We start from the raw sequence: 19576 nt of genomic DNA, 5'->3' as shown, positions 1-19576 counted from the left end.
TCAGCCGCGCCACGCGCCGCGGTAGCGCGCCATCGTCAGCCCGGTGATGTCGATCTCGGGCTGCCGGCCCGAGACGATGTCGGCGATGACGCGCCCGGTGCCGGCCGCCATCGTCCAGCCCAGCGTGCCGTGGCCCGTGGCCAGCAGCAGGTTGTCGATGGGCGTGGGGCCGACGATGGGCGTGCCGTCGGGCGTCATCGGGCGCAGGCCGCACCAGAACGTGGCCTTCGACACGTCGCCGCCCTGCGGGAACAGGTCGGTCACCACATGCTCCAGCGTCGCGCGGCGCGGCTCGCGCAGGGCCAGGCTGTAGCCGGCCAGCTCGGCCGTGCCGCCGACGCGGATGCGGTCGCCCAGCCGCGTCACGGCCACCTTGTGCGTCTCGTCCATGATGGTCGACTCCGGCGCCGCGGCGGTATCGGTGATCGGCACCGTGATCGAGTAGCCCTTCACCGGGTACACGGGAATGCGGATGCCCAGCGGCGCCAGCAGTTGCGGCGAATGGCTGCCTGCCGCCACCACGTAGCGGTCGGCCGTGAGCGTGCCGGCCGCGGTGCGCACGCCGCTGATGCGGCCGCCGGCGCGGTCGATGCCGGCGATGGGGGTGCCGAAGCGGAAGCGCACGCCGGCCGCGCGCGCCATCTCGGCCAGGCGGTTGGTGAAGAGGAAGCAGTCGCCGGTCTCGTCGCCGGGCAGGCGCAGCGCGCCGACGAACTTGTGCTGCGTCAGCTTCAGCGCGGGCTCCACCGCGACGAAGCCGGCGCGGTCGAGCACCTCGAAGGGCACGCCGTACTGCCGCAGCACGGCCACGTCGCCGCCGATGCCATCGAGCTGCTTCTGCGTGCGGAACAGCTGCAGCGTGCCCTGCGCGCGGTCGTCGTAGGTGATGCCGGTGTCGGCGCGCAGCGCCTTCAGGCAGTCGCGGCTGTACTCGGCGATCGGGACCATGCGGCTCTTGTTCAGGGCATACGCGCGCTCGGTGCAGTTGGCCAGCAGCATCGCGCCCCAGCGCCACATGGCCGGGTCCAGCAGCGGCCAGATCACCAGCGGGCTGTGCTGCATGAGCATCCACTTGATGGCCTTCAGCGGCACGCCGGGGCCGGCCCAGGGCGCGCTGTAGCCGGGGCTGACCTCGCCGGCGTTGCCGAAGCTGGTTTCCAGCGCCGGGCCGTCCTGGCGGTCCACCACCTCGACCTCGTGCCCCGCGCGCGCCAGGTAGTACGCCGACGCGATGCCGATGACACCGCTGCCCAAGACCAAGACCTTCATCGCCACCCCTCCAGCTTCGCCGCTGCTCCATCGCTGCTGCCCGGCACTGTATCGGCGCCCCCGCCGACACCCTGGGGCGTTTTCCGAGAGAATCCCCGCATGAATGCAGCTTCCATGCCGCCGCAGCCGACACAAACGCTGTCGATGCGCCAGGTGCTCCTGTGCGGCGCCATGATCGTCACGCTGTCGATGGGCATCCGGCATGGCTTCGGCCTGTGGCTGCAGCCGATCACGATGGACCGCGGCTGGAGCCGCGAGACCTTCGCGTTCGCGCTGGCCATCCAGAACCTGGCCTGGGGCCTGGCCGGCCCGTTCGCCGGCATGCTGGCCGACCGCTACGGCGCCTTCCGCGTGCTCGTCGCCGGCGGCGTGCTGTACGCGCTGGGCCTGGTGGCGATGGCGCTGGCCACCTCGGGGCTGGCCTTCAACGGCAGCGCCGGCCTGCTGCTGGGCATGGCGCAGTCGGGCACCACCTACGCCGTGGTCTACGGCGTCATCGCGCGCAACGTCGCGCCCGAGAAGCGCTCGTGGGCGATGGGCATCACGGCCGCCGCCGGCTCGTTCGGCCAGTTCCTGATGGTGCCGGTGGAGAACTGGCTCATCGGCCAGACCGGCTGGCAGAACGCGCTCTTCATCCTGGGCGTGATGGCGCTGGCGATCCTGCCGCTGGCCTTCGGCCTGAAGGAGCCGCCGCAGGCGGCGCAGGGCGGGCCGCGGCAGAGCATCGGCGCGGCGCTGCGCGAGGCCTTCGCGTACCCCAGCTTCCGGCTGCTGATGGCGGGCTACTTCGTCTGCGGCTTCCAGGTCGTGTTCATCGGCGTGCACATGCCGAGCTACCTGAAGGACCAGGGCATGAGCCCGAGCGTCGCCACCACGGCGCTGGCGCTGATCGGGCTGTTCAACGTCTTCGGCACCTACGCCGCGGGCAGCCTGGGCAACCGCATGCCGAAGAAGAACATCCTGGCGGCCATCTACCTGCTGCGGGCCGTGGTGATCACGCTGTTCCTGCTGCTGCCGCTGACGCCGACGAGCGTGTACCTGTTCGCCGCCGCGATGGGCTTCCTGTGGCTGTCCACCGTGCCGCCCACCAACGCCATCGTGGCGCAGATCTTCGGCGTGCAGTACATGTCGATGCTCGGCGGCTTCGTCTTCCTCAGCCACCAGGTGGGCTCGTTCATGGGCGTGTGGCTGGGCGGCAAGCTCTACGACAGCACCGGCAGCTACGACGTGGTCTGGTGGATCGCCGTGGCGCTGGGCGTGTTCGCCGCGCTCATCAACCTGCCGGTGCGCGAAGCCGCCATCGTGCGGCCGGCGCTCAGGGCGGCCTGAAGATGGGGATGCGTCTGCGCCCTGCCCTGGCCTGGACCGCCGCCGCGGCGGCGCTGGCCGCGGTGTTCCTGGCCTACCTGGATCCGCACCTGGCCGTGGACCTGGCCAGCCGTGTCTGGTCCTGCTTCTAGATGGCCGCTCCGTCCGACTGGCTGCTGCGCTGGGCGCCGCTGATCCGCCCCGGCGGCACGGTGCTCGACGTCGCCTGCGGCGGCGGGCGCCATCTGCGCTGGCTGGCGGCGCAGGGGTTCCGCGTCACGGGGGTCGACCGCAACGCAGCGGCACTGGCCGAGCTGGCCGGCGTGGCCGAAACCGTGCTCGCCGACCTCGAGTCCGCCCCCTGGCCGGAGGCACTGGCCGGCCGCCGCTTCGACGCCGTGCTGGTGACGAACTACCTCTGGCGCCCGCTGGTGCCACGGCTGCTGGCGGCGGTGGCCGATGACGGCCTGTACATCCACGAGACCTTCGCCGACGGCCAGCAGCACCTGGGCAAGCCTTCGCGTGCCGACTTCCTGCTGCAGCCCGGGGAACTGCTGGCGCTGACCGCGGGTCTGCGCACCGTGGCCTTCGAGGACGGCCTGCTGGACGCGCCGCTGCGCCGCGTGCAGCGCATCGTGGCGGCGGGGGCTCAGGCCCCGGCAGCTAAAATCGGCGACTTCACCCTGGCACCGCCCCGAGCGGCAAGCGCATGAAGGCAATTGTTGGCAGCATCGTGGCGCTGGTCACGCCGATGCACCCGGACGGCAGCGTCGACTACGACGGCCTGCGCCGGCTCATCGACTGGCACATCGCCGAGGGCACAGACTGCATCGGCGTCGTCGGCACCACGGGGGAGTCGCCCACGGTGTCGGTGCAGGAGCACTGCGAGATCATCCGCGTCGCGGTCGAGCACGCCAAGGGGCGTGTGCCCATCATGGCCGGCGCCGGCGGCAACGCCACGGCCGAGGCCATCGAGCTGTCGAAGTACGCCAAGCAGGTGGGCGCCGACTGCACGCTGCAGGTCGTGCCCTACTACAACAAGCCGTCGCAGGAAGGCATCTACCGCCATTTCAAGGCCATCGCCGAGGCGGTGGACATCCCGGTGGTGCTCTACAACGTGCCCGGCCGCACCGTGGCCGACATGCAGACCGACACCGTGCTGCGCCTGGCGCAGGTGCCGGGCATCGTCGGCATCAAGGAAGCCACCGGCGACATCGAGCGCGCGGCCTGGCTGATCAAGCAGGCGCCGGCCGACTTCGCCGTCTACTCCGGCGACGACAGCACGGCCGTGGCCCTGATGCTGCTGGGCGGCAAGGGCAACGTCAGCGTCACGGCCAACGTGGCGCCGAAACTGATGCACCAGTTGTGCATGGCCGCCATCGAGGGCGACGTCAAGCGCGCCACGGCCATCCACATGCAGTTGCTGCCCCTGCACAAGCAGCTGTTCTGCGAACCCAGCCCCGCTCCCACCAAGTGGGCCATGGCCCAGCTGGGCCTGTGCGGGAACCACATGCGCCTGCCCATCCTGCCGCTCACGCCCGCAGGCGAGGCCACCGTCGGCCAGGCCCTGCGCGACAGCGCGCTGCTGCGCTGACCACCACCCGCCACCAAGCGCGGCCCCGCTGCGGGCCGCGCCGGAGATTGCCCCAAGTGAAACGTTCCCCCGTCGCCCGCCCGGACCGACTCCTGCTGCTGGCCGTGGCCGCCCTGTGCGCCACGCTGGGCACGGCCTGCACCTCCACGTCCGATGGCCTTCTCGCCGGCGACAAGGTCGACTACCGTGCACCGACCGTGAAGACCAAGCCGCTGGAGGTGCCGCCCGACCTGACCCAGCTGGCGCGCGAAAGCCGCTACCAGCCGCAGGGCGGCGTGGTCAGCGCTGCTGCGAACCCCGGCGCCGTCGCAGCGCAGGTGCCCGGCAGCGCCACGCCCGTGGCGCCGCTGGCGCGCGGCGACATCCGTGTCGAGCGCCAGGGCGAGATGCGGTGGCTGGTGGTGCCGATGCCGCCCGAGCAGCTGTGGCCGCTGCTGAAGACCTTCTGGCAGGAACGCGGCTTCACGCTCGCCACCGAGAGCGCCGAGACCGGCGTGATGGAAACCGACTGGGCCGAGAACCGCGCGAAGCTGCCGCAGGACTTCATCCGCAGCAGCATCGGCCGCATCTTCGGTGGCCTGTACGACAGCGGCGAACGCGACATGTACCGCACGCGCGTCGAACGCACGGACACCGGCAGCGAGGTCTTCATCAGCCACCGCGGGCTGGAAGAGGTCTACACCGACGAGCGCAAGGAAAACACGCGCTGGCGCGTGCGGCCCAGCGATCCGCAGCTGGAGGCCGAGTTCCTGAGCCGCCTGATGGCGCGCCTGGGGCCGCAGGAGACGGTGGCGCGTGCCGCCGTGGCGAACGCGCCGGAACAGCCCGCGCGCGCCCGCGCGCTGGCGGGCGCCGGCGCGGCACTGGAAGTGGACGAGCCGTTCGATCGTGCCTGGCGCCGTGTCGGCCTGGTGCTCGACCGCAGCGGCTTCACGGTCGAAGACCGCGACCGGGCCGCCGGTCTGTATTTCGTGCGCTACATCGACCCGAAGAGCATCGGCAAGGAGGAGCCCGGCTTCTTCTCGAAGCTGTTCGGCGCCGACGGCCCCACCGGACCGCAGCGCTACCGCATCAGCGTCAAGGGCAGCGAGAACAAGAGCGTGGTCAGCGTGCTCACCAGCAGCGGTGCCGCGGAATCCGGCGAGAACGGCCGCCTGATCGCCGAGCGCTTGGTGAACGAGTTGCGCTGAGGCGCCGTGGCCCCGGCCGGCAGGCCGGGCCACGCACGACGACGCCCCATGAAAAAAGCCGCCCGAGGGCGGCTTTTCTCTTGCTCGATACAGTTCGTCCGAGGACTTACTTCGAAGCGGCCATGTCGGCGGCCGAAGCGGCGGCGGGCGCCGAGGCGGCTTCCGAAGCGGCAGGAGCCGGCGCCGGGGCGGGCGCGGGTTCGGCGGCGGGGGCCGGAGCCGGGGCCGGGGCTTCTTCCTTCTTGCCGCAGGCGGTCAGGGCGAAAGCAGCAACCAGCGAAGCCAGAACGATCGACTTGTTCATGTGTGTCCTCAGAAATTTGTGGGTCGAAGAATCAATTGACGAGGGCGCTCTTCGACAACTCTCAGAGACCCATCAGCAAGGCTGACGTCAGGTTTGCAACCGCTGTCAGTCCAGCCACTGATTGTAGCCCGAACTAGGGCAATCCCTATAGTCCGAGGGTGTTCACCGGAAACGCCGGCTCGGCACGTTGCAAAACCGCATCAATGCGCTCGCGCCACTGGTGTGCCACGCGGGGGTCGCCCGACGCCTGGCCGCGCCAGTGCAGCGGATCGTGCAGGTGCACGCTGGTGCTGCCGTCGTCGACCAGCAGCGTGGGCAGGCCATCGCCGTCTTCGGCAGACGGTGCACGCGCATCGACCGCATGCGCCCAGTGCACGCGCCAGGCCACGAAACGCGGGTGCCGGCGCGGCAGTTCGTCGTAGCGCGCCGCGAGCAGCACCAGCCGGCGCTGCGGCAGCCGCAGCCAGCCGGTGAGCGCCGCGTGCAGCGTCGGGTCGTCCAGCGGCCAGTCGGCGAAGCCGGGATCGACCAGCACGATGCGCCGCGCGCGCGCCGCGATGGCGGTGTCGAATCCCCAGCGCACGCCAGTGTGGAACTCGCTGCGGGCGGCGATCGGCGGCGGGCTGACAGGGCTCATGCGGCCTCCTCGGCATGCAGCCAGCCACTGGCCGCCCAATCCGCCAGCAGCGCGCGCGCACCGGGGCTGAGCAGCTTGCAGTCGCGCGCCGGCAAGCACCGCTCGTCGGCCAGGCGCTGCATCAGCCGCGCGTCGCGCCCGCCTGCATCGAAGGCGTCGCCATTGATGAACACGTGCTCGGAGTCGTAGAGCATGCGCGTCTTCGCATCGAGCCGCACGCCCTGCCCGGCCTGCCAGGCGGGGGCGTCGGCCTGGCCCTCGAACCAGACGCGCGGCTTGGGTTCACTCAGCACCTCGCCCAGCGCCCGCGCGAGCGCGCCCCGCTCGTTGACCAGCGCCTCGAGCGCATCGCGTGCGAAAGCCTGCAGCGCCTCGGGGATCGCACCGGGCGTGGTCGTGGCCGGCTGCTGCGGGTCGCTGTACAGGCGGCCGTCGACCTCGTCGCTCTGTGCCAGCCGCTGCAGCAGCTCGCGCGCCAGGCCGTCGTCGGACGGCACGCGAAACCCCACCGAGCCTGTCATGCACGCGCCCTCGGCGATGCCGTCGTGGCCCCAGGCCGGCGGCAGGTACAGCAGGTCACCGGGCTCCAGCACCCAGTCGTGCTCGGGCTGGAAGTTCGCCAGGATCTTCAGCGGCAGGCCGTCCACCAGCGTCTTGTCGCGCTGGCGGCCGACACGCCAGCGGCGCCGGCCGTGCAGCTGGATCAGGAAGACGTCGTAGGAATCGAGATGCGGGCCGACGCCGCCGCCGTCGCTGGCCCACGACACCATCAGGTCGTCGAGCCGCGCCTCGGGCACGAAACGGAATCGCGACAGCAGTGCGTGGGCGGCCGCCACGTGCAGGTCCAGGCCCTGCACCAGCAGCGTCCAGCCCGGCTGCTTCGCCGGCGGCAGAGCGCGGCGCGCGAACGGCCCGTGGCGCACGCGCCAGCCGCCGCCGGGCTGCTGCACGACCAGCCGCGACTCGACGTCGGCACTTCCGGCCAGATCGAAGAGCGCGGCGCGGTCCAGCGGCGGCATGATGCCGGGCAAGGCCTGGCGCACCAGCAGCGGTTTCTTCTGCCAGTGGCGCCGCATGAACTGCTGCGGCGACAGGCCGCCGAGCAGCGCGAGGGGGGCGTTCACGTCCATGACGCGATTGTGGCCTGTGCGATCATTCCGCCATGAGCATTTCCGCCCCCTGCGTGGTCAGCCTGACCTGGCTCATGACCGACGCACAGAACCACCCGATCGACGAGCTGAAGGAGCCGGTGGAGTTCTTCTACGGCGGTGACGACCTGCTGGTCCAGGTCGAGGAAGCGCTGCTCGGCCGCAAGACCGGCGACGAGGTGAAGCTGCAGCTCGAACCCGAGCATGCCTTCGGCGACTACAACTCCGAGCTCGTGTGTTTCGAGGACCGCAAGCTGTTCCCCGAGCAGTTGGAAGTCGGCATGGCCTTCGAGGGCCTGCCGCCCGGCGCCGTCACGCCCGGCATGCCGGCCGACACGATCTACGTGGTCTCCGAGGTCTTTCCGTCGCACGTGGTGCTGGACGGCAACCACCCGCTGGCCGGCATCGCGCTGCGGCTGACGATCCAGGTGCGCGACGTGCGCGAGGCCAGCGACGAGGAGATCGAAGCCCGCAGCGTCGGCAACAACGCGTTCTCGGTGCTCGACACGGCACCGCCCGCGCAGCCGTTGCACTGACGCAGCCGCTGCGCACAGGCGCAGCGTTCCGCCCGCTCAGGCCTTGCCGGTGGACCCGAAGCCGCCCGCCCCGCGTGCCGACGCATCGAAGCTGTCGACGCGCCGGAACTGCGCCTGCACCACCGGCACCACCACCAGCTGCGCGATGCGCTCCATCGGCTGCACGGTGAACGTGCTGCTGCCGCGGTTCCAGCAGCTCACCATCAGCGGGCCCTGGTAGTCGCTGTCGATCAGGCCGACCAGGTTGCCCAGCACGATGCCGTGCTTGTGGCCCAGCCCCGAGCGCGGCAGGATCACCGCGGCCAGGCCGGGGTCGCCGATGTGGATGGCGATGCCGGTGGGAATCAGCACCGTCTGGCCGGGCTCCAGCAGCAGCGGCGCATCGAGGCAGGCGCGCAGGTCGAGGCCGGCGCTGCCGGGCGTGGCGTAGGCAGGCAGCTGCTCGGCCATGCGGGCATCGAGCACTTGCAGGTCGATCGTGGTCATCGTGTCGACATGCGTTGGGCGATCTCGCGCACCAGTTCGCGCGCGAGACTCAGCTTGTCGCCGGGCGGCAGTTCGCGTTCACCCGCGGCATCCACCAGCAGCAGCGTGTTGTCGTCGCGGCCGAAGGTGGCCGGTCCGAGGTTGCCCACCACCAGCGGCACGCCCTTGCGCTGCAGCTTCTCGCGCGCGTGGCGCGCCAGGTCCTGGCTCTCGGCGGCGAAGCCCACGCACCACGGCCGCTGCGCGGCGGGCAGCCGCGCCACCGCGGCCAGGATGTCGGGGTTCTCGACGAGGTCGAAGCTGGGCGCCAGCTTCTTGCCGTCCTTCTTGATCTTGTGTGCGTTCGGCTGCGCGGGGCGCCAGTCGGCCACGGCCGCGGTGGCGACGAAGATGTCGTGCGCGGGTGCTGCCGGCAGCACGGCGTCGAACATCTGCTGCGCGCTCGTGACGTCGATGCGCTGCACGCCCATCGGCGTGGGCAGGTGCACCGGCCCGGCCACCAGCGTCACCTGCGCTCCGGCCTCGGCGGCGGCGCGGGCGATCGCGAACCCCATCTTGCCGCTGCTCAGGTTGGTGATGCCGCGCACGGGGTCGATGGCCTCGAACGTGGGGCCGGCGGTGACGAGCACGCGGCGGCCGGCCAGCAGCTGGGGCTGGAAGAAGGCAATCAGCGCATCGCGCAGTTCGGCGGCTTCGAGCATGCGGCCGTCGCCGGTCTCGCCGCAGGCCTGCGCGCCGCTGCCGGGGCCCAGCACGCGCGCGCCGTCGGCCTGCGCCTGGGCCACGTTGCGCTGCGTGGCCGGGTGCAGCCACATCTCGCGGTTCATGGCCGGCGCCAGCAGCAGCGGGCAGCGCTCGATCGGCCGCGCCAGGCACAGCAGGCTCAGCAGATCGCCCGCACGGCCCTGCACCAGCTGCGCGATGAAGTCGGCGCTGGCGGGCGCCACCAGCAGCGCGTCGGCCGCGCGCGAGAGCTCGATGTGCGCCATGTTGTTGCCCGGCCGCGCGTCCCACTGGCTGGTGTAGACCGGCCGTCCCGACAGCGCCTGCAGCGTCACCGGCGTGATGAACTGGGCCGCGGCCTCCGTCATCACCACCTGCACCGTGGCGCCGGCCTTCACCAGCTCGCGGCAGAGATCGGCCGCCTTGTAGCAGGCGATGCCGCCGCTCAGGCCGAGGAGGATGTGCCTGCCCTGCAGGTCTTTCAGGTCGGTCGTTCGCGACATGGCGCGGACTCTAGCAGGGGCACCGCGCGCGACCCGACAGGCCGCATGTCATTCCTGAAGTTTCAGTCTTTTCTGAAACTTCAGCTAACATTGAGGCATGTCAAGCACTGCGCTGTCTCCCCTGGTCCGCAGCTTCGTCAGCCACTTCGGCGAGATGGGCAGCCGCTGGGGCATCAACCGCACCGTCGGCCAGATCTACGCGCTGATCTTCGTCTCGCCCGCGGCGCTGCACGCCGACGAGATCGCCGAGAAGCTGGAGTTCAGCCGCAGCAACGTCAGCATGGGGCTGAAGGAACTGCAGTCCTGGCGCCTCGTGCGGCTGCGCCACCAGCCCGGCGACCGCCGCGAGTACTTCGACGCCCCCAGCGACGCCTGGGAGATCTTCCAGACGCTGGCCGAAGAACGCCGCCGGCGCGAGATCGAACCCACGCTGTCGATGCTGCGCAACGCGCTGCTCGAAGAACCGCAGACCGAGGAAGATCGCGTCGCGCAGCAGCGCATGAAGGGCATGCACGACCTGATCGAGCTGATGACGACCTGGTTCGACGACGTGCAGCGGCTGGACCAGCAGACGCTGTCGCAGCTGATGAAGATGGGTGCCAAGGTGCAGCGGCTGCTCGAGTTCACCGGCAAGCTGAAGACGCCGGCCAAGGAGTGACACGATGGACGCCCTGCTTCTGGCGCGCATGCAGTTCGCCGCCAACATCAGTTTCCACATCCTGTTTCCCACGATCACCATCGCGCTCGGCTGGACGCTGCTGTTCTTCCGCTGGCGCTGGCTGAAGACGGCCAACACCGGCTGGCTGGCCGCCTACCGCTTCTGGACCAAGGTGTTCGCGCTGACCTTCGCCCTGGGCGTGGTCAGCGGCATCACGATGAGCTTCCAGTTCGGCACCAACTGGCCCGGCTTCATGGAACGCGTGGGCAACATCGCCGGCCCGCTGCTGGGCTACGAGGTGCTGACGGCCTTCTTCCTGGAAGCCACCTTCCTGGGCGTGATGCTGTTCGGCCACGGCCGCGTCAGCGAACGGGTGCACCTGCTGGCGACGTTCCTGGTGGCCTTCGGCACGACGATGAGCGCGTTCTGGATCCTCAGCCTCAACTCGTGGATGCACACGCCCGCCGGCCACGAGATCCGCGACGGCGAGTTCTTCGTGCGTTCGTGGCTCGAGGTGGTGTTCAACCCCTCGCTGCCCTACCGCCTGGTGCACATGCTGCTGGCCTCGGGGCTGACCGTCGCCTTCCTGCTGGCCGGCGTCAGCGCCTGGCAGGTGCTGAAGGGCAAGTCCAACCCCTCGACGCCGAAGGCGCTGCGCGCCGGGCTGACGCTGGGTGCGGTGCTGATCCCGCTGCAGATCCTGGCCGGCGACCTGCACGGCCTGAACACGCTGCAGCACCAGCCGCAGAAGGTGGCGGCGATGGAAGGCATCTGGCAGACCCAGCGCGGCGCCCCGCTGCTGCTGTTCGCCTGGCCCGACGAGGCCACGCGCAGCAACCGCTTCGAGATCGGCATCCCGCAGGGCGCGAGCCTGGTGCTGCTGCACGACCGCAACGGCGAACTGCGCGGCCTGGACGACTTCCCCGGCGCGCACCCGCCGGTCAAGCCGGTGTTCTTCGGCTTCCGCATCATGGTGGGCACCGGGCTGCTGATGCTGGCGGCCAGCTGGCTCGGGCTGTGGCTGTACCGGCGCCGCGGCTGGCAGGCGCAGGCGCTGCCGCGGCCCTTGCTGTGGGGCCTGGCGGGCATGACCTTCTCGGGCTGGGTGGCCACGCTGGCCGGCTGGTACGTCACCGAGGTCGGCCGCCAGCCCTACATCGTGTTCGGGCTGCTGCGCGTGGACGAGGTGGCCTCCAGCGTGCCGGGCCCGATGATCGCGCTGACGCTGGCGCTGTACGTCACGGTCTACCTGGCGCTGCTGGTGGCCTACGTGGGCGTCATCAAGCACATGGCCGAGAAGCCGGTGGACCTGCCCGCCGGCGTGCCGCAGCCCCGGCAGCCCCAGGAGCGCACCGCATGAACTGGACCGACACCCTGCCCGTGGTGTTCATGGCCCTGATGGGCCTGTCGATGCTGGCCTACGTGGTGCTGGACGGCTACGACCTCGGTGTCGGCCTGCTGCTGCATCGCGCCGACGACCCGCACAAGGACACGATGATCGCCAGCATCGGCCCCTTCTGGGACGCCAACGAGACCTGGCTGGTGCTGGGCGTGGGCATCCTGCTGATCGCGTTCCCGAAGGCGCACGGCATGATCCTGACGGCGCTGTACCTGCCGGTGGCGCTGATGCTGGTGGGGCTGATCCTGCGCGGCGTGGCCTTCGACTTCCGCGTCAAGGCCGACGCCGCGCACAAGCCGGCCTGGAACTTCGCGTTCTTCGCCGGCTCGGGCATCGCCGCGGCGGCGCAGGGCTGGATGCTGGGCCGCTACATCACCGGCTTCGGCGAAGGCTGGCAGTACCAGGCCTTCGCCGCGGCGATCGCGCTGCTGCTGCCGGCGGCCTACGTGCTGCTGGGCGCGGGCTGGCTGATCATGAAGACCGACGGCGACCTGCAGCGCCTGGCGGTGCGCTGGGCCAAGCTGGCCTGGGCGCCGGTGGTGGTGGGCATGGGGCTGATCTCGCTGGCCACGCCGCTGGTCAGCAGCACGGTGCGCAGCAAGTGGTTCGCGATGCCCGAGCTGATCGCGCTGCTGCCGATCCCGCTGATGACGCTGGCGGCGCTGGTGGGCGTGCGCGCCATCCTCAACTCGCACCGCGTGCTCGGCAAGGTCTGCTGGCTGCCCTTCGTGCTGACCGTGGCCGTGTTCGTGCTCGGCGCCTTCGGCCTGGCCTACAGCCTGTTTCCCTACGTGGTGATGGACCGGCTGACGCTGTGGCAGGCCGCGAGCGCCACCGAGTCGCTGGCCGTCATCGCCATCGGCTGCGCCGTCACGGTGCCGGCCATCGTCGGCTACACGGTGTTTGCGTACCGCGTGTTCTGGGGCAAGGCGGGGCCGCTGCAGTACGCCTGACGGTGCCGCGCCGCGGCCGGATTCAGGCCGCGGCCCCGTGGCACTTCTTGAACTTCCTGCCGCTGCCGCAGTGGCAGGGGTCGTTGCGGCCCGGGGTCTTCTCGACGCGGCGCGTCTCGGGCTTGGGCACGTGGTCGGCCCACCACAGCCGCAGGTCCTGCACCGCGTAGCAGGCTTCGTCGACGAGGCGGTCGCGGTCGGTCGGCGCGCCCTTGTAGACCGCCTCGATGTGCGCGCGCAGTTCCTCGCTGCCTTCGGCCAGGCGCAGCGCATGCACCTGCGCCAGCAGGTCGGTGAACAAGGCCGTGGCGTCCTCGCCGTCGGCCGCGGGCGTGGTGCGCCACTGCGGGCTGTAGTGCGCCAGCGCGGCGAAGAAGCCGTCGGCCCAGTCGGCACCGGTCACGAGTTCGCCGGCCTGCTCGGGCGTGAGACCGTCTTCGCTGACGGCGCGGGCCCGCGTCTCGTCGTCCCAGCTCAGCATCAGCGGCGCCAGCCGCAGCGCGTCGGGCGCGTCGTACAGCGCCTCGGCATCGAGCTGGTCGGCCAGCACGACGAAACGCGTGCGCAGCGCGCGCTCGGCTTGCGCGCGGTCGTCGGGGTCGGCGAAGGCGCGGTCGTAGGCGTCGCCGGCCATCGCGGGCAGCCAGTCGTCCAGCGGCACCGCGCCCGGGCCGCTGGCGACGCCGGTGAGGAAGCCGTCGATCCACTCGGGCGACAACCGGTCGTCGAAGCCGGCCAGGCGCTCGCAGACGGCATCGAAGGCGGCGATCTCGGCCGGGTTGTTGTTGCGGGGCAGTCGGGACATGGAAGGCTTCAGGAAGGCTCAGGCCGAAGGCCAGGACAAGGTGGGTGGATGCGGATGCAGGCGCGCCATCGCCAGCACGTCGGTGTAGACGCCGTGGCGCATCGCGTACGCGCGGTGCGTGCCTTCGGTCTGGAAACCGAACTGGCGGTACAGCGCGATGGCCCGCGCATTGTCCGCAAACACCGTGAGCTCGATGCGCAGCAGCTGCGCCCACTGGTCGGCGTAGTCGCACAGGGCCTGCATCAGCGCCTTGCCGACGCCCTGGCCCTGCGCCTCGCCGGCCACCGTGATGCCCAGCATCGCCACGTGGCGCCGGCGCAGCTGCGGCATCGGGTGCAGGCCGGCGCTGCCGACGATGCGGCCATCGCGCTCGGCCACCAGGTGCAGGTCGGGCTTGCCGGGCGTGTTGTTGTCGGCCAGGCGCGCCTGCCACAGCTCGACGCTGGTGTAGGGCATCTGCAGCGTGCCCGGCACGACCTCGGGGTCGCCCATGATGCGGGCCATGTCGGCGGCGTCGGCGGTGGTGCTGCGGCGCAGCGTGATGGGCGATGCGGTCATCGCGGGCTCCGGCGGTGAAGAGGGGGAACGACTCGGCGGCGAGGCCGCGATCTTCACACGCGGCTCAGGTGCGCGCGAGCAGCGCCAGCAGCCGCTCCATCACCCACTCGAGCGCCGGCCTCCCCTGGGCCTGCAGCGCCACCTGGGCGTTGGCGCGGGCCCGTGCCGGCGGGCGCAGGTCGCACACCGTCATGCCACGCGTGTAGCGGCCGCCGAGCTCGATCTCCACGCGCCCGGGCTGCAGCGTGAACAGTTCGGGCCGCGCCAGCCAGACCACCGGCGTGGGGTCGTACAGCGCCTGCGCCGCGCGGCCGCGCACGCGGGCCAGGTCCACATAGCCGTCGAAGTAGCCGGTGAAGATGCGCGCCGCCTCGCCGCGCAGCGTGCGCAGCTGCTGCACGTGGCCGTCGCCCACCGCGAGCTGCCGGCAGGCATTGAGCCCGAACATCGCCACCGGGATGCCGCTGTCGAAGACCCGCGCTGCCGCCTCGGGGTCGGCGTGGATGTTGAACTCGGCCGCCGCGGTCGCGTTGCCGCCCACGGTGCTGCCGCCCATGATGACCAGCGCCTGCAGCAGCTGCGGCAGCTCGGGCGCCAGCGCGAAGGCGGTGGCCACGTTGGTCAGCGGGCCCACCGCCAGCAGCGTGACCTGGCCCGGGTGCGCGCGCACCGCGTCCACGAGCGCCTGCACGCCGTGGCCGGCCGACAGACCGTGGCTGGCAGGCGGCAGCAACGGCCCGGTGCTGCGCATGCCGTGCGCGCCCAGCACGTCCTGCGCCGTGCTCTGCGGCTGCGCCAGCGGGCGTGCGCAGCCAGCGAACACCGGGGTCGTGAAGCCGTGCAGCGCGCGGATGGCCAGCGCGTTGGCCAGCGTCACCGGAAGCGGCGCGTTGCCCGCCACCACGCTGACGCCGAGCAGGTGGAACTGCGGGTCGGCCTCCAGCAGCGCCCAGGCCATCCAGTCGTCGAAACCCGGGTCGGTGTCGAGCCAGAGCTTGCGCGCCATGCCGGGGCCCGTCACTCGGCCAGGATCTCGGCGTCCAGCTCGGTCGCCGTGGGCATGCCTTCGCGCGCGCCGACCTTGCCGCAGGCGAGTGCTGCCGCCACGCCGGCCCGGTGCAGCGCTTCGTCGAAGCCGCGGCCCTGCACCAGCGACGCCGCCAGCGCGCCGGTGAAGGTGTCGCCGGCGCCGGTGCTGTCGATCATCCAGATGTCGTGCGCCGGCTGCTGCAGCAGCTGCCGGCCGTCCCAGGCCACGGCGCCACGGCCGCCCAGCGTGGCGACGACGCGCCGCGGCCCCAGCGCAGCCGCCGCCCGCACGTCGGCGGCGCCCAGCGCGGCCAGCTCGCCTTCGTTCACCACCAGCAGGTCCAGCAGCGCCAGCAGCTCCGGCGGCAGCGCCTGCATCGGCGCGGCGTTCAGCCACACGGGCACGCCCGCGGCGTGCGCACGCTCGGCCCAGGCGACCACGGTCGGCAGCGGGATCTCCAGCTGCAGCAGCAGCGCCCGCAGCTCGCGTGGCCAGACGCCCGGCGGCAGCGGCGCGTGCTGGTTGGCGCCGGGCAGCACGCTGATGGCGTTCTCGCCGTCGTCGGCCACGCTGATCAGCGCGCAGCCGCTGGCGCCGGCGACCCGGCGCAGGCCGCTGGTGTCGATGCACTCGTCGCGCAGCGCCTCGCTGAGCTCGGCGCCGAAGCCGTCATCGCCGACCGCGCCGTAGAAGCGCACCGCCGCGCCCAGCCGTGCGGCGGCAACGGCCTGGTTGCCGCCCTTGCCGCCCTGGTGGCGAGTCAGCGTGGAGCCGAGCACCGTCTCGCCGGGCCGGGGAATGCGCGGCACGCGGGCCACGAGGTCGATGTTGAGCGATCCTGTTACTGCGATCATCGCGGCACGATAGCAAAGGCCGCGCGGGCGTGCGGCGTATGCTCGCGCGATGCCCGTGCCGACGCATCGCCGCCCTGCATCGCCTCCCGCGGTAGCCGCCCTGGCGGCCATGCTGACGGCCGTCCTGCTCGCAGGCTGTGCCGCGCCGCAGCCGGACGCGGCGCCGCCCGCCGTGCTGATCTTCGGCGAAGCCCACGACCAGCCCGACCAGCAGCGCCAGGTAGCCGACACCGTCTCGGCGCTGGCACGCGAAGGCCGCCTGGCCGCCGTGGTGCTGGAGATGGCCGAGCGCGGACGCGACACGCGCGGGCTGCCGCGCGACGCGGACGCGGCCCGCGTGCGCGAGGCCCTGGCCTGGACCGGCTGGCCCTGGGACGCCTACGCGGCGGTGGTGCTGCGGGCGGTGCAGGCCGGCGTGCCGGTGCTGGGCGGCAACGCGCCACGCAGCGGCCACCGCGCCGCGATGGCCGACACCACGCTCGACGCCACGCTGCCGGCAGCGGCCCGCGACAAGCTGGCCGAGGCCGTGCGCACGGGCCACTGCGGGCTGCTGCCGGCATCGCAGGAGCCGGGCATGGTGCGCATCCAGATCGCGCGCGACCGTGCGATGGCAGCCACCGTGCAGGCGGCGCTGCAGCAGGCGCGGCCGGGCCAGCAGGTGCTGCTGCTCACGGGCGCGCAGCACGCGGCGCGCGACCGCGGCGTGCCGCTGCACCTGGCGCCGGGCACGCCACTGCGGGTGGTGATGTTCGGCGGCGGTGCCGCCACGCTGCCCGCCGACGAGCAGCGCCCGGCGCAGGCGACACCGCGCCCCGACCCTTGCGAGGCCCTGCGCCAGCGCATGCAGGGCCGGCCCGCCGGCTGAAGCCGGCTCCGGCGGCCCTTCAGGCGCGTTCGCCCACCCAGCCGGCCACCGAGGCCAGTGCTGCGGGCAGTGCCGCGGCATCGGTGCCGCCGGCCATCGCCATGTCGGGCTTGCCGCCGCCCTTGCCGCCCACCTGCTGGGCGACGAAGTTCACCAGCTCGCCGGCCTTGACGCGGCCGATGCTGTCGGCGGTGACGCCGGCCGCCAGCTGCACCTTGCCACCGTCGACCGCGGCCAGCACGATGGCGGCCGTCTTCAGCTTGTTCTTCAGCTGGTCCAGCGTCTCGCGCAGCGTCTTCGCGTCGGCGCCCTGCAGCACCGCGGCCAGCACCTTCAGGCCCTTCACGTCGACCGCCTGCGCCACCAGGTCGTCGCCCTGCGACGACGCCAGCTTGCTCTTCAGCGCGGTGATCTCCTTCTCGAGCGCGCGCACCTGCTCCAGCACCGCGGCCACGCGGCCCGGCACCTCGGCCGGCGTCGCCTTCAGCGTGCCGGCCAGCGTGTGCACCGTGCCTTCGAGCTGCTGCAGGTAGGCCAGCGCGTTGTCGCCGGTGACGGCCTCGATGCGGCGGATGCCCGCGGCCACGCCGCCTTCGGCGACGATCTTGAAGATGCCGATGTCGCCGGTGCGCGCCACGTGCGTGCCGCCGCAAAGCTCGCGGCTGCTGCCGATGTCGAGCACGCGCACCTCGTCGCCGTACTTCTCGCCGAACAGCATCATCGCGCCGACCTTCTGGGCCTCGTCGATCGGCATCACGCGCGCCTGCGTGGCGGCGTTGGCCAGGATCTCGGCGTTGACGATGGCCTCGATCTTCGTGATCTCGGCGTCGCTCACCGGCGCGTTGTGCGCGAAGTCGAAGCGCGTGCGCTCGGCGTTCACGAGCGAGCCCTTCTGCTGCACGTGCGCGCCCAGCACCTCGCGCAGCGCCTTGTGCATCAGGTGCGTGACGCTGTGGTTGCGCATGGTCTTCGCGCGCTGCTCGCCGTTCACGCGCGCCACCAGCACGTCGCCGATCTCGACCGCGCCTTCGACGATGCGGCCCTGGTGACCGTGCACCGCGGCCTGGATCTTGATGGTGTCCTCCACCAGCACGCGGCTGCGCGTGTTGCGCAGCTCGCCGGTGTCGCCGACCTGGCCGCCGCTCTCGGCGTAGAACGGCGTGTGGTCGAGCACGATCACGGCATCGTCGCCGGCCGCGGCGCGCTGCACCGGCGAGCCGTCGATGTAGATCGCCGTGACCTTGCTGGTCTCGCAGACCAGGTGCTCGTAGCCGTGGAACGCGGTGGCGCCACCGTCGTAGTCGAGGCCGGCGGCCATCTTGAACTTGGCCTTGCTGCGTGCCTGCTCGCGCTGGCGCTGCATCGCCGTCTGGAAGCCGGCTTCGTCGACGCTCACGCCACGCTCGCGGCAGACGTCCGCCGTCAGGTCCAGCGGGAAGCCGAAGGTGTCGTGCAGCTTGAACGCGGTGTCGCCGTCGATGCCGCCGCCGCCCGCCAGCGCCGCTTCCAGGATCTCCATGCCGTTGGCGATGGTCTGGAAGAAGCGCTCTTCCTCCTGCTTCAGCACCTCGGTGATGCGCAGCTTGTCGCGCCGCAGCTCGGCGTAGGCGTCGCCCATCTCGTCGGCCAGCGCCGCCACCAGCGTGTGGAAGAAGGGCTTGCGCGCGCCCAGCTTGTAGCCGTGGCGGATCGCGCGGCGCGTGATGCGGCGCAGCACGTAGCCGCGGCCTTCATTGCCGGGGATCACGCCGTCGGCCACCGTGAAGCTGCAGGCGCGGATGTGGTCGGCGATGACCTTCAGGCTCGGGCTGTCGGCATCGCAGTCGCCGCCGCCGGCCGCGTCGACGGCGCTCTTGGCCGCCGCCAGCAGGTGCCGGAAGGTGTCGATCTCGTAGTTGCTGTGCACGTGCTGCAGCACCGCGGCCAGGCGCTCCAGGCCCATGCCGGTGTCGACCGACGGCTTCGGCAGCTTGTGCATCACACCGTCCTCGGTGCGGTTGAACTGCATGAAGACGTTGTTCCAGATCTCGATGTAGCGGTCGCCGTCCTGCTCGGCCGAGCCCGGCGGGCCGCCGGCCACGTCGGGGCCGTGGTCGTAGAAGATCTCGCTGCACGGGCCGCAGGGGCCGGTGTCGCCCATCATCCAGAAGTTGTCGGACATGTAGCGGCCGCCCTTGTTGTCGCCGATGCGCACGATGCGCTCCGGCGGCAGCCCGATGTCCTTCAGCCAGATGTCGTAGGCCTCGTCGTCCTCGGCGTACACGGTGGCCCAGAGCTTGTCCGCGGGCAGCTTGAAGTGCACCGTGAGCAGCTCCCACGCGTAGCGGATCGCGTCGTGCTTGAAGTAGTCGCCGAAGCTGAAGTTGCCCAGCATCTCGAAGAACGTGTGGTGGCGCGCGGTGTAGCCCACGTTCTCGAGGTCGTTGTGCTTGCCGCCGGCGCGGATGCACTTCTGGCTGGTGGTGGCGCGCGAATACGGCCGCTTGTCGAAGCCCAGGAACACGTCCTTGAACTGGTTCATGCCGGCGTTGGTGAACAGCAGCGTCGGATCGTCGCCCGGCACCACGGGCGAGCTGGCGACGATCTGGTGGCCCTTCGACTCGAAGAACTTCAGGAAGGTGGAACGGATCTCGGAGGCTTTCATCCGGCGGCTTTCGGTGGGATTCGGGGTGTCGAAAGCCCTGTTCGGGCAACTCCGACACGACCTTGGATTATAGGTGGGGGGTGCCTGCCGACGCCCCGCCACCAGCCCGGCG

Annotated in this window: 21 protein-coding genes; 10 read left to right on the top strand and 11 right to left on the bottom strand. The window is 71.5% G+C overall.

Annotated features, from left to right (window positions below):
* Nucleotides 1-1269: a D-amino acid dehydrogenase gene (locus ACPOLB_RS21715; RefSeq protein ID WP_425258128.1), complete on the bottom strand. Its 1269-nt coding sequence runs from the start codon at nt 1267-1269 to the stop codon at nt 1-3.
* Nucleotides 1270-1368: 99 nt separating this feature from the next.
* Here ACPOLB_RS21715 and ACPOLB_RS21710 point away from each other — a divergent pair, with 99 nt between their 5' ends.
* The 5 genes from ACPOLB_RS21710 to bamC are packed head-to-tail and all read left to right on the top strand — an operon-like array spanning nt 1369 to nt 5361.
* The gene (locus ACPOLB_RS21710; RefSeq protein ID WP_425258127.1) at nt 1369-2598 is read left to right on the top strand and encodes an MFS transporter; all 1230 of its coding nucleotides are present in this window, start codon (nt 1369-1371) and stop codon (nt 2596-2598) included.
* 8 nt (nt 2599-2606) lie between these two features.
* Nucleotides 2607-2729, top strand: a complete 123-nt coding sequence (locus ACPOLB_RS21705; protein WP_425258125.1) for a hypothetical protein — start codon at nt 2607-2609, stop codon at nt 2727-2729.
* Nucleotides 2730-3290 (top strand): class I SAM-dependent methyltransferase, encoded by a 561-nt coding sequence (locus tag ACPOLB_RS21700; protein WP_425258124.1) that lies wholly within the window; start codon nt 2730-2732, stop codon nt 3288-3290.
* The gene (gene dapA / locus ACPOLB_RS21695) at nt 3287-4171 is read left to right on the top strand and encodes a 4-hydroxy-tetrahydrodipicolinate synthase (RefSeq protein WP_425258123.1); all 885 of its coding nucleotides are present in this window, start codon (nt 3287-3289) and stop codon (nt 4169-4171) included. Before ACPOLB_RS21700 ends, dapA begins: the two co-directional genes overlap by 4 nt.
* Nucleotides 4172-4227: 56 nt before the next feature.
* Complete coding sequence (bamC, locus tag ACPOLB_RS21690) at nt 4228-5361, top strand: outer membrane protein assembly factor BamC (RefSeq protein ID WP_425258122.1); 1134 nt, start codon at nt 4228-4230, stop codon at nt 5359-5361.
* Nucleotides 5362-5467: 106 nt separating this feature from the next.
* On the opposite strand, the gene ACPOLB_RS21685 is transcribed toward bamC, so the two are convergent.
* The 3 genes from ACPOLB_RS21685 to ACPOLB_RS21675 form a co-directional block, all read right to left on the bottom strand.
* Nucleotides 5468-5665 (bottom strand): hypothetical protein, encoded by a 198-nt coding sequence (locus ACPOLB_RS21685; protein WP_425258121.1) that lies wholly within the window; start codon nt 5663-5665, stop codon nt 5468-5470.
* Between the two features lie 145 nt (nt 5666-5810).
* The gene (locus ACPOLB_RS21680) at nt 5811-6302 is read right to left on the bottom strand and encodes a hypothetical protein (RefSeq protein WP_425258120.1); all 492 of its coding nucleotides are present in this window, start codon (nt 6300-6302) and stop codon (nt 5811-5813) included.
* Nucleotides 6299-7432 (bottom strand): cupin domain-containing protein, encoded by a 1134-nt coding sequence (locus ACPOLB_RS21675; RefSeq protein ID WP_425258119.1) that lies wholly within the window; start codon nt 7430-7432, stop codon nt 6299-6301. The genes ACPOLB_RS21680 and ACPOLB_RS21675 overlap by 4 nt, the downstream gene beginning before the upstream one ends.
* 32 nt (nt 7433-7464) lie before the next feature.
* Between ACPOLB_RS21675 and ACPOLB_RS21670 the strand changes: the two genes are divergently transcribed.
* On the top strand, nt 7465-7986 hold the full coding sequence (locus ACPOLB_RS21670) for an FKBP-type peptidyl-prolyl cis-trans isomerase (protein WP_425258118.1): 522 nt from the start codon (nt 7465-7467) through the stop codon (nt 7984-7986).
* 36 nt (nt 7987-8022) lie between these two features.
* On the opposite strand, the gene dut is transcribed toward ACPOLB_RS21670, so the two are convergent.
* Both dut and coaBC read right to left on the bottom strand, forming a co-directional pair.
* Complete coding sequence (gene dut, locus ACPOLB_RS21665; protein ID WP_425258117.1) at nt 8023-8472, bottom strand: dUTP diphosphatase; 450 nt, start codon at nt 8470-8472, stop codon at nt 8023-8025.
* Nucleotides 8469-9698, bottom strand: a complete 1230-nt coding sequence (gene coaBC, locus ACPOLB_RS21660) for a bifunctional phosphopantothenoylcysteine decarboxylase/phosphopantothenate--cysteine ligase CoaBC (protein ID WP_425258116.1) — start codon at nt 9696-9698, stop codon at nt 8469-8471. The genes dut and coaBC overlap by 4 nt, the downstream gene beginning before the upstream one ends.
* Before the next feature lie 97 nt (nt 9699-9795).
* On the opposite strand from coaBC, the gene ACPOLB_RS21655 reads away from it, so the two are divergent.
* The 3 genes from ACPOLB_RS21655 to ACPOLB_RS21645 are packed head-to-tail and all read left to right on the top strand — an operon-like array spanning nt 9796 to nt 12708.
* Nucleotides 9796-10356 (top strand): GbsR/MarR family transcriptional regulator, encoded by a 561-nt coding sequence (locus tag ACPOLB_RS21655; RefSeq protein WP_425258115.1) that lies wholly within the window; start codon nt 9796-9798, stop codon nt 10354-10356.
* A gap of 4 nt (nt 10357-10360) precedes the next feature.
* Nucleotides 10361-11716, top strand: coding sequence for a cytochrome ubiquinol oxidase subunit I (locus ACPOLB_RS21650; RefSeq protein WP_425258114.1), 1356 nt, complete (start codon nt 10361-10363; stop codon nt 11714-11716).
* Nucleotides 11713-12708, top strand: coding sequence for a cytochrome d ubiquinol oxidase subunit II (locus ACPOLB_RS21645; RefSeq protein WP_425258113.1), 996 nt, complete (start codon nt 11713-11715; stop codon nt 12706-12708). Before ACPOLB_RS21650 ends, ACPOLB_RS21645 begins: the two co-directional genes overlap by 4 nt.
* A 22-nt stretch (nt 12709-12730) precedes the next feature.
* On the opposite strand, the gene ACPOLB_RS21640 is transcribed toward ACPOLB_RS21645, so the two are convergent.
* The 4 genes from ACPOLB_RS21640 to ACPOLB_RS21625 all read right to left on the bottom strand — a co-directional run bounded on the left by ACPOLB_RS21640 (nt 12731) and on the right by ACPOLB_RS21625 (nt 15955).
* Nucleotides 12731-13513: a UPF0149 family protein gene (locus tag ACPOLB_RS21640; protein ID WP_425258112.1), complete on the bottom strand. Its 783-nt coding sequence runs from the start codon at nt 13511-13513 to the stop codon at nt 12731-12733.
* Between the two features lie 18 nt (nt 13514-13531).
* On the bottom strand, nt 13532-14071 hold the full coding sequence (locus ACPOLB_RS21635) for a GNAT family N-acetyltransferase (RefSeq protein WP_425258111.1): 540 nt from the start codon (nt 14069-14071) through the stop codon (nt 13532-13534).
* A 64-nt stretch (nt 14072-14135) separates the two neighbouring features.
* Nucleotides 14136-15077 carry a nucleoside hydrolase gene (locus ACPOLB_RS21630; RefSeq protein ID WP_425258110.1) on the bottom strand — a complete coding sequence of 314 codons (942 nt, stop codon included), beginning with the start codon at nt 15075-15077 and terminating at the stop codon, nt 14136-14138.
* An 11-nt stretch (nt 15078-15088) separates the two neighbouring features.
* Nucleotides 15089-15955, bottom strand: a complete 867-nt coding sequence (locus ACPOLB_RS21625; protein ID WP_425258109.1) for a ribokinase — start codon at nt 15953-15955, stop codon at nt 15089-15091.
* A gap of 109 nt (nt 15956-16064) precedes the next feature.
* On the opposite strand from ACPOLB_RS21625, the gene ACPOLB_RS21620 reads away from it, so the two are divergent.
* Nucleotides 16065-16820: a ChaN family lipoprotein gene (locus ACPOLB_RS21620; RefSeq protein ID WP_425258108.1), complete on the top strand. Its 756-nt coding sequence runs from the start codon at nt 16065-16067 to the stop codon at nt 16818-16820.
* 19 nt (nt 16821-16839) lie between these two features.
* On the opposite strand, the gene alaS is transcribed toward ACPOLB_RS21620, so the two are convergent.
* On the bottom strand, nt 16840-19464 hold the full coding sequence (alaS, locus tag ACPOLB_RS21615) for an alanine--tRNA ligase (RefSeq protein ID WP_425258107.1): 2625 nt from the start codon (nt 19462-19464) through the stop codon (nt 16840-16842).
* Nucleotides 19465-19576 lie beyond the last annotated feature (112 nt).

The sequence above is a fragment of the Rubrivivax soli genome (assembly GCF_049810355.1).
In the GTDB taxonomy this organism is placed as follows: Bacteria; Pseudomonadota; Gammaproteobacteria; order Burkholderiales; family Burkholderiaceae_C; genus Rubrivivax.
Note: the sequence above shows the minus strand (reverse complement) of the source record. Positions and strands in the feature narration are given on the sequence as shown.

Excerpts from the sequence above, each read along its gene's own strand:
- ACPOLB_RS21715 (WP_425258128.1), bottom strand. The coding sequence starts at position 1,269 with ATGAAGGTCTTGGTCTTGGGCAGCGGTGTCATCGGCATCGCGTCGGCG.
- ACPOLB_RS21710 (WP_425258127.1), top strand. The coding sequence starts at position 1,369 with ATGAATGCAGCTTCCATGCCGCCGCAGCCGACACAAACGCTGTCGATG.
- ACPOLB_RS21705 (WP_425258125.1), top strand. The coding sequence starts at position 2,607 with ATGCGTCTGCGCCCTGCCCTGGCCTGGACCGCCGCCGCGGCGGCGCTG.
- ACPOLB_RS21700 (WP_425258124.1), top strand. The coding sequence starts at position 2,730 with ATGGCCGCTCCGTCCGACTGGCTGCTGCGCTGGGCGCCGCTGATCCGC.
- dapA (WP_425258123.1), top strand. The coding sequence starts at position 3,287 with ATGAAGGCAATTGTTGGCAGCATCGTGGCGCTGGTCACGCCGATGCAC.
- ACPOLB_RS21685 (WP_425258121.1), bottom strand. The coding sequence starts at position 5,665 with ATGAACAAGTCGATCGTTCTGGCTTCGCTGGTTGCTGCTTTCGCCCTG.
- ACPOLB_RS21680 (WP_425258120.1), bottom strand. The coding sequence starts at position 6,302 with ATGAGCCCTGTCAGCCCGCCGCCGATCGCCGCCCGCAGCGAGTTCCAC.
- ACPOLB_RS21675 (WP_425258119.1), bottom strand. The coding sequence starts at position 7,432 with ATGGACGTGAACGCCCCCCTCGCGCTGCTCGGCGGCCTGTCGCCGCAG.
- ACPOLB_RS21670 (WP_425258118.1), top strand. The coding sequence starts at position 7,465 with ATGAGCATTTCCGCCCCCTGCGTGGTCAGCCTGACCTGGCTCATGACC.
- dut (WP_425258117.1), bottom strand. The coding sequence starts at position 8,472 with ATGACCACGATCGACCTGCAAGTGCTCGATGCCCGCATGGCCGAGCAG.
- coaBC (WP_425258116.1), bottom strand. The coding sequence starts at position 9,698 with ATGTCGCGAACGACCGACCTGAAAGACCTGCAGGGCAGGCACATCCTC.
- ACPOLB_RS21655 (WP_425258115.1), top strand. The coding sequence starts at position 9,796 with ATGTCAAGCACTGCGCTGTCTCCCCTGGTCCGCAGCTTCGTCAGCCAC.
- ACPOLB_RS21650 (WP_425258114.1), top strand. The coding sequence starts at position 10,361 with ATGGACGCCCTGCTTCTGGCGCGCATGCAGTTCGCCGCCAACATCAGT.
- ACPOLB_RS21645 (WP_425258113.1), top strand. The coding sequence starts at position 11,713 with ATGAACTGGACCGACACCCTGCCCGTGGTGTTCATGGCCCTGATGGGC.
- ACPOLB_RS21640 (WP_425258112.1), bottom strand. The coding sequence starts at position 13,513 with ATGTCCCGACTGCCCCGCAACAACAACCCGGCCGAGATCGCCGCCTTC.
- ACPOLB_RS21635 (WP_425258111.1), bottom strand. The coding sequence starts at position 14,071 with ATGACCGCATCGCCCATCACGCTGCGCCGCAGCACCACCGCCGACGCC.
- ACPOLB_RS21630 (WP_425258110.1), bottom strand. The coding sequence starts at position 15,077 with ATGGCGCGCAAGCTCTGGCTCGACACCGACCCGGGTTTCGACGACTGG.
- ACPOLB_RS21625 (WP_425258109.1), bottom strand. The coding sequence starts at position 15,955 with ATGATCGCAGTAACAGGATCGCTCAACATCGACCTCGTGGCCCGCGTG.
- ACPOLB_RS21620 (WP_425258108.1), top strand. The coding sequence starts at position 16,065 with ATGCTGACGGCCGTCCTGCTCGCAGGCTGTGCCGCGCCGCAGCCGGAC.
- alaS (WP_425258107.1), bottom strand. The coding sequence starts at position 19,464 with ATGAAAGCCTCCGAGATCCGTTCCACCTTCCTGAAGTTCTTCGAGTCG.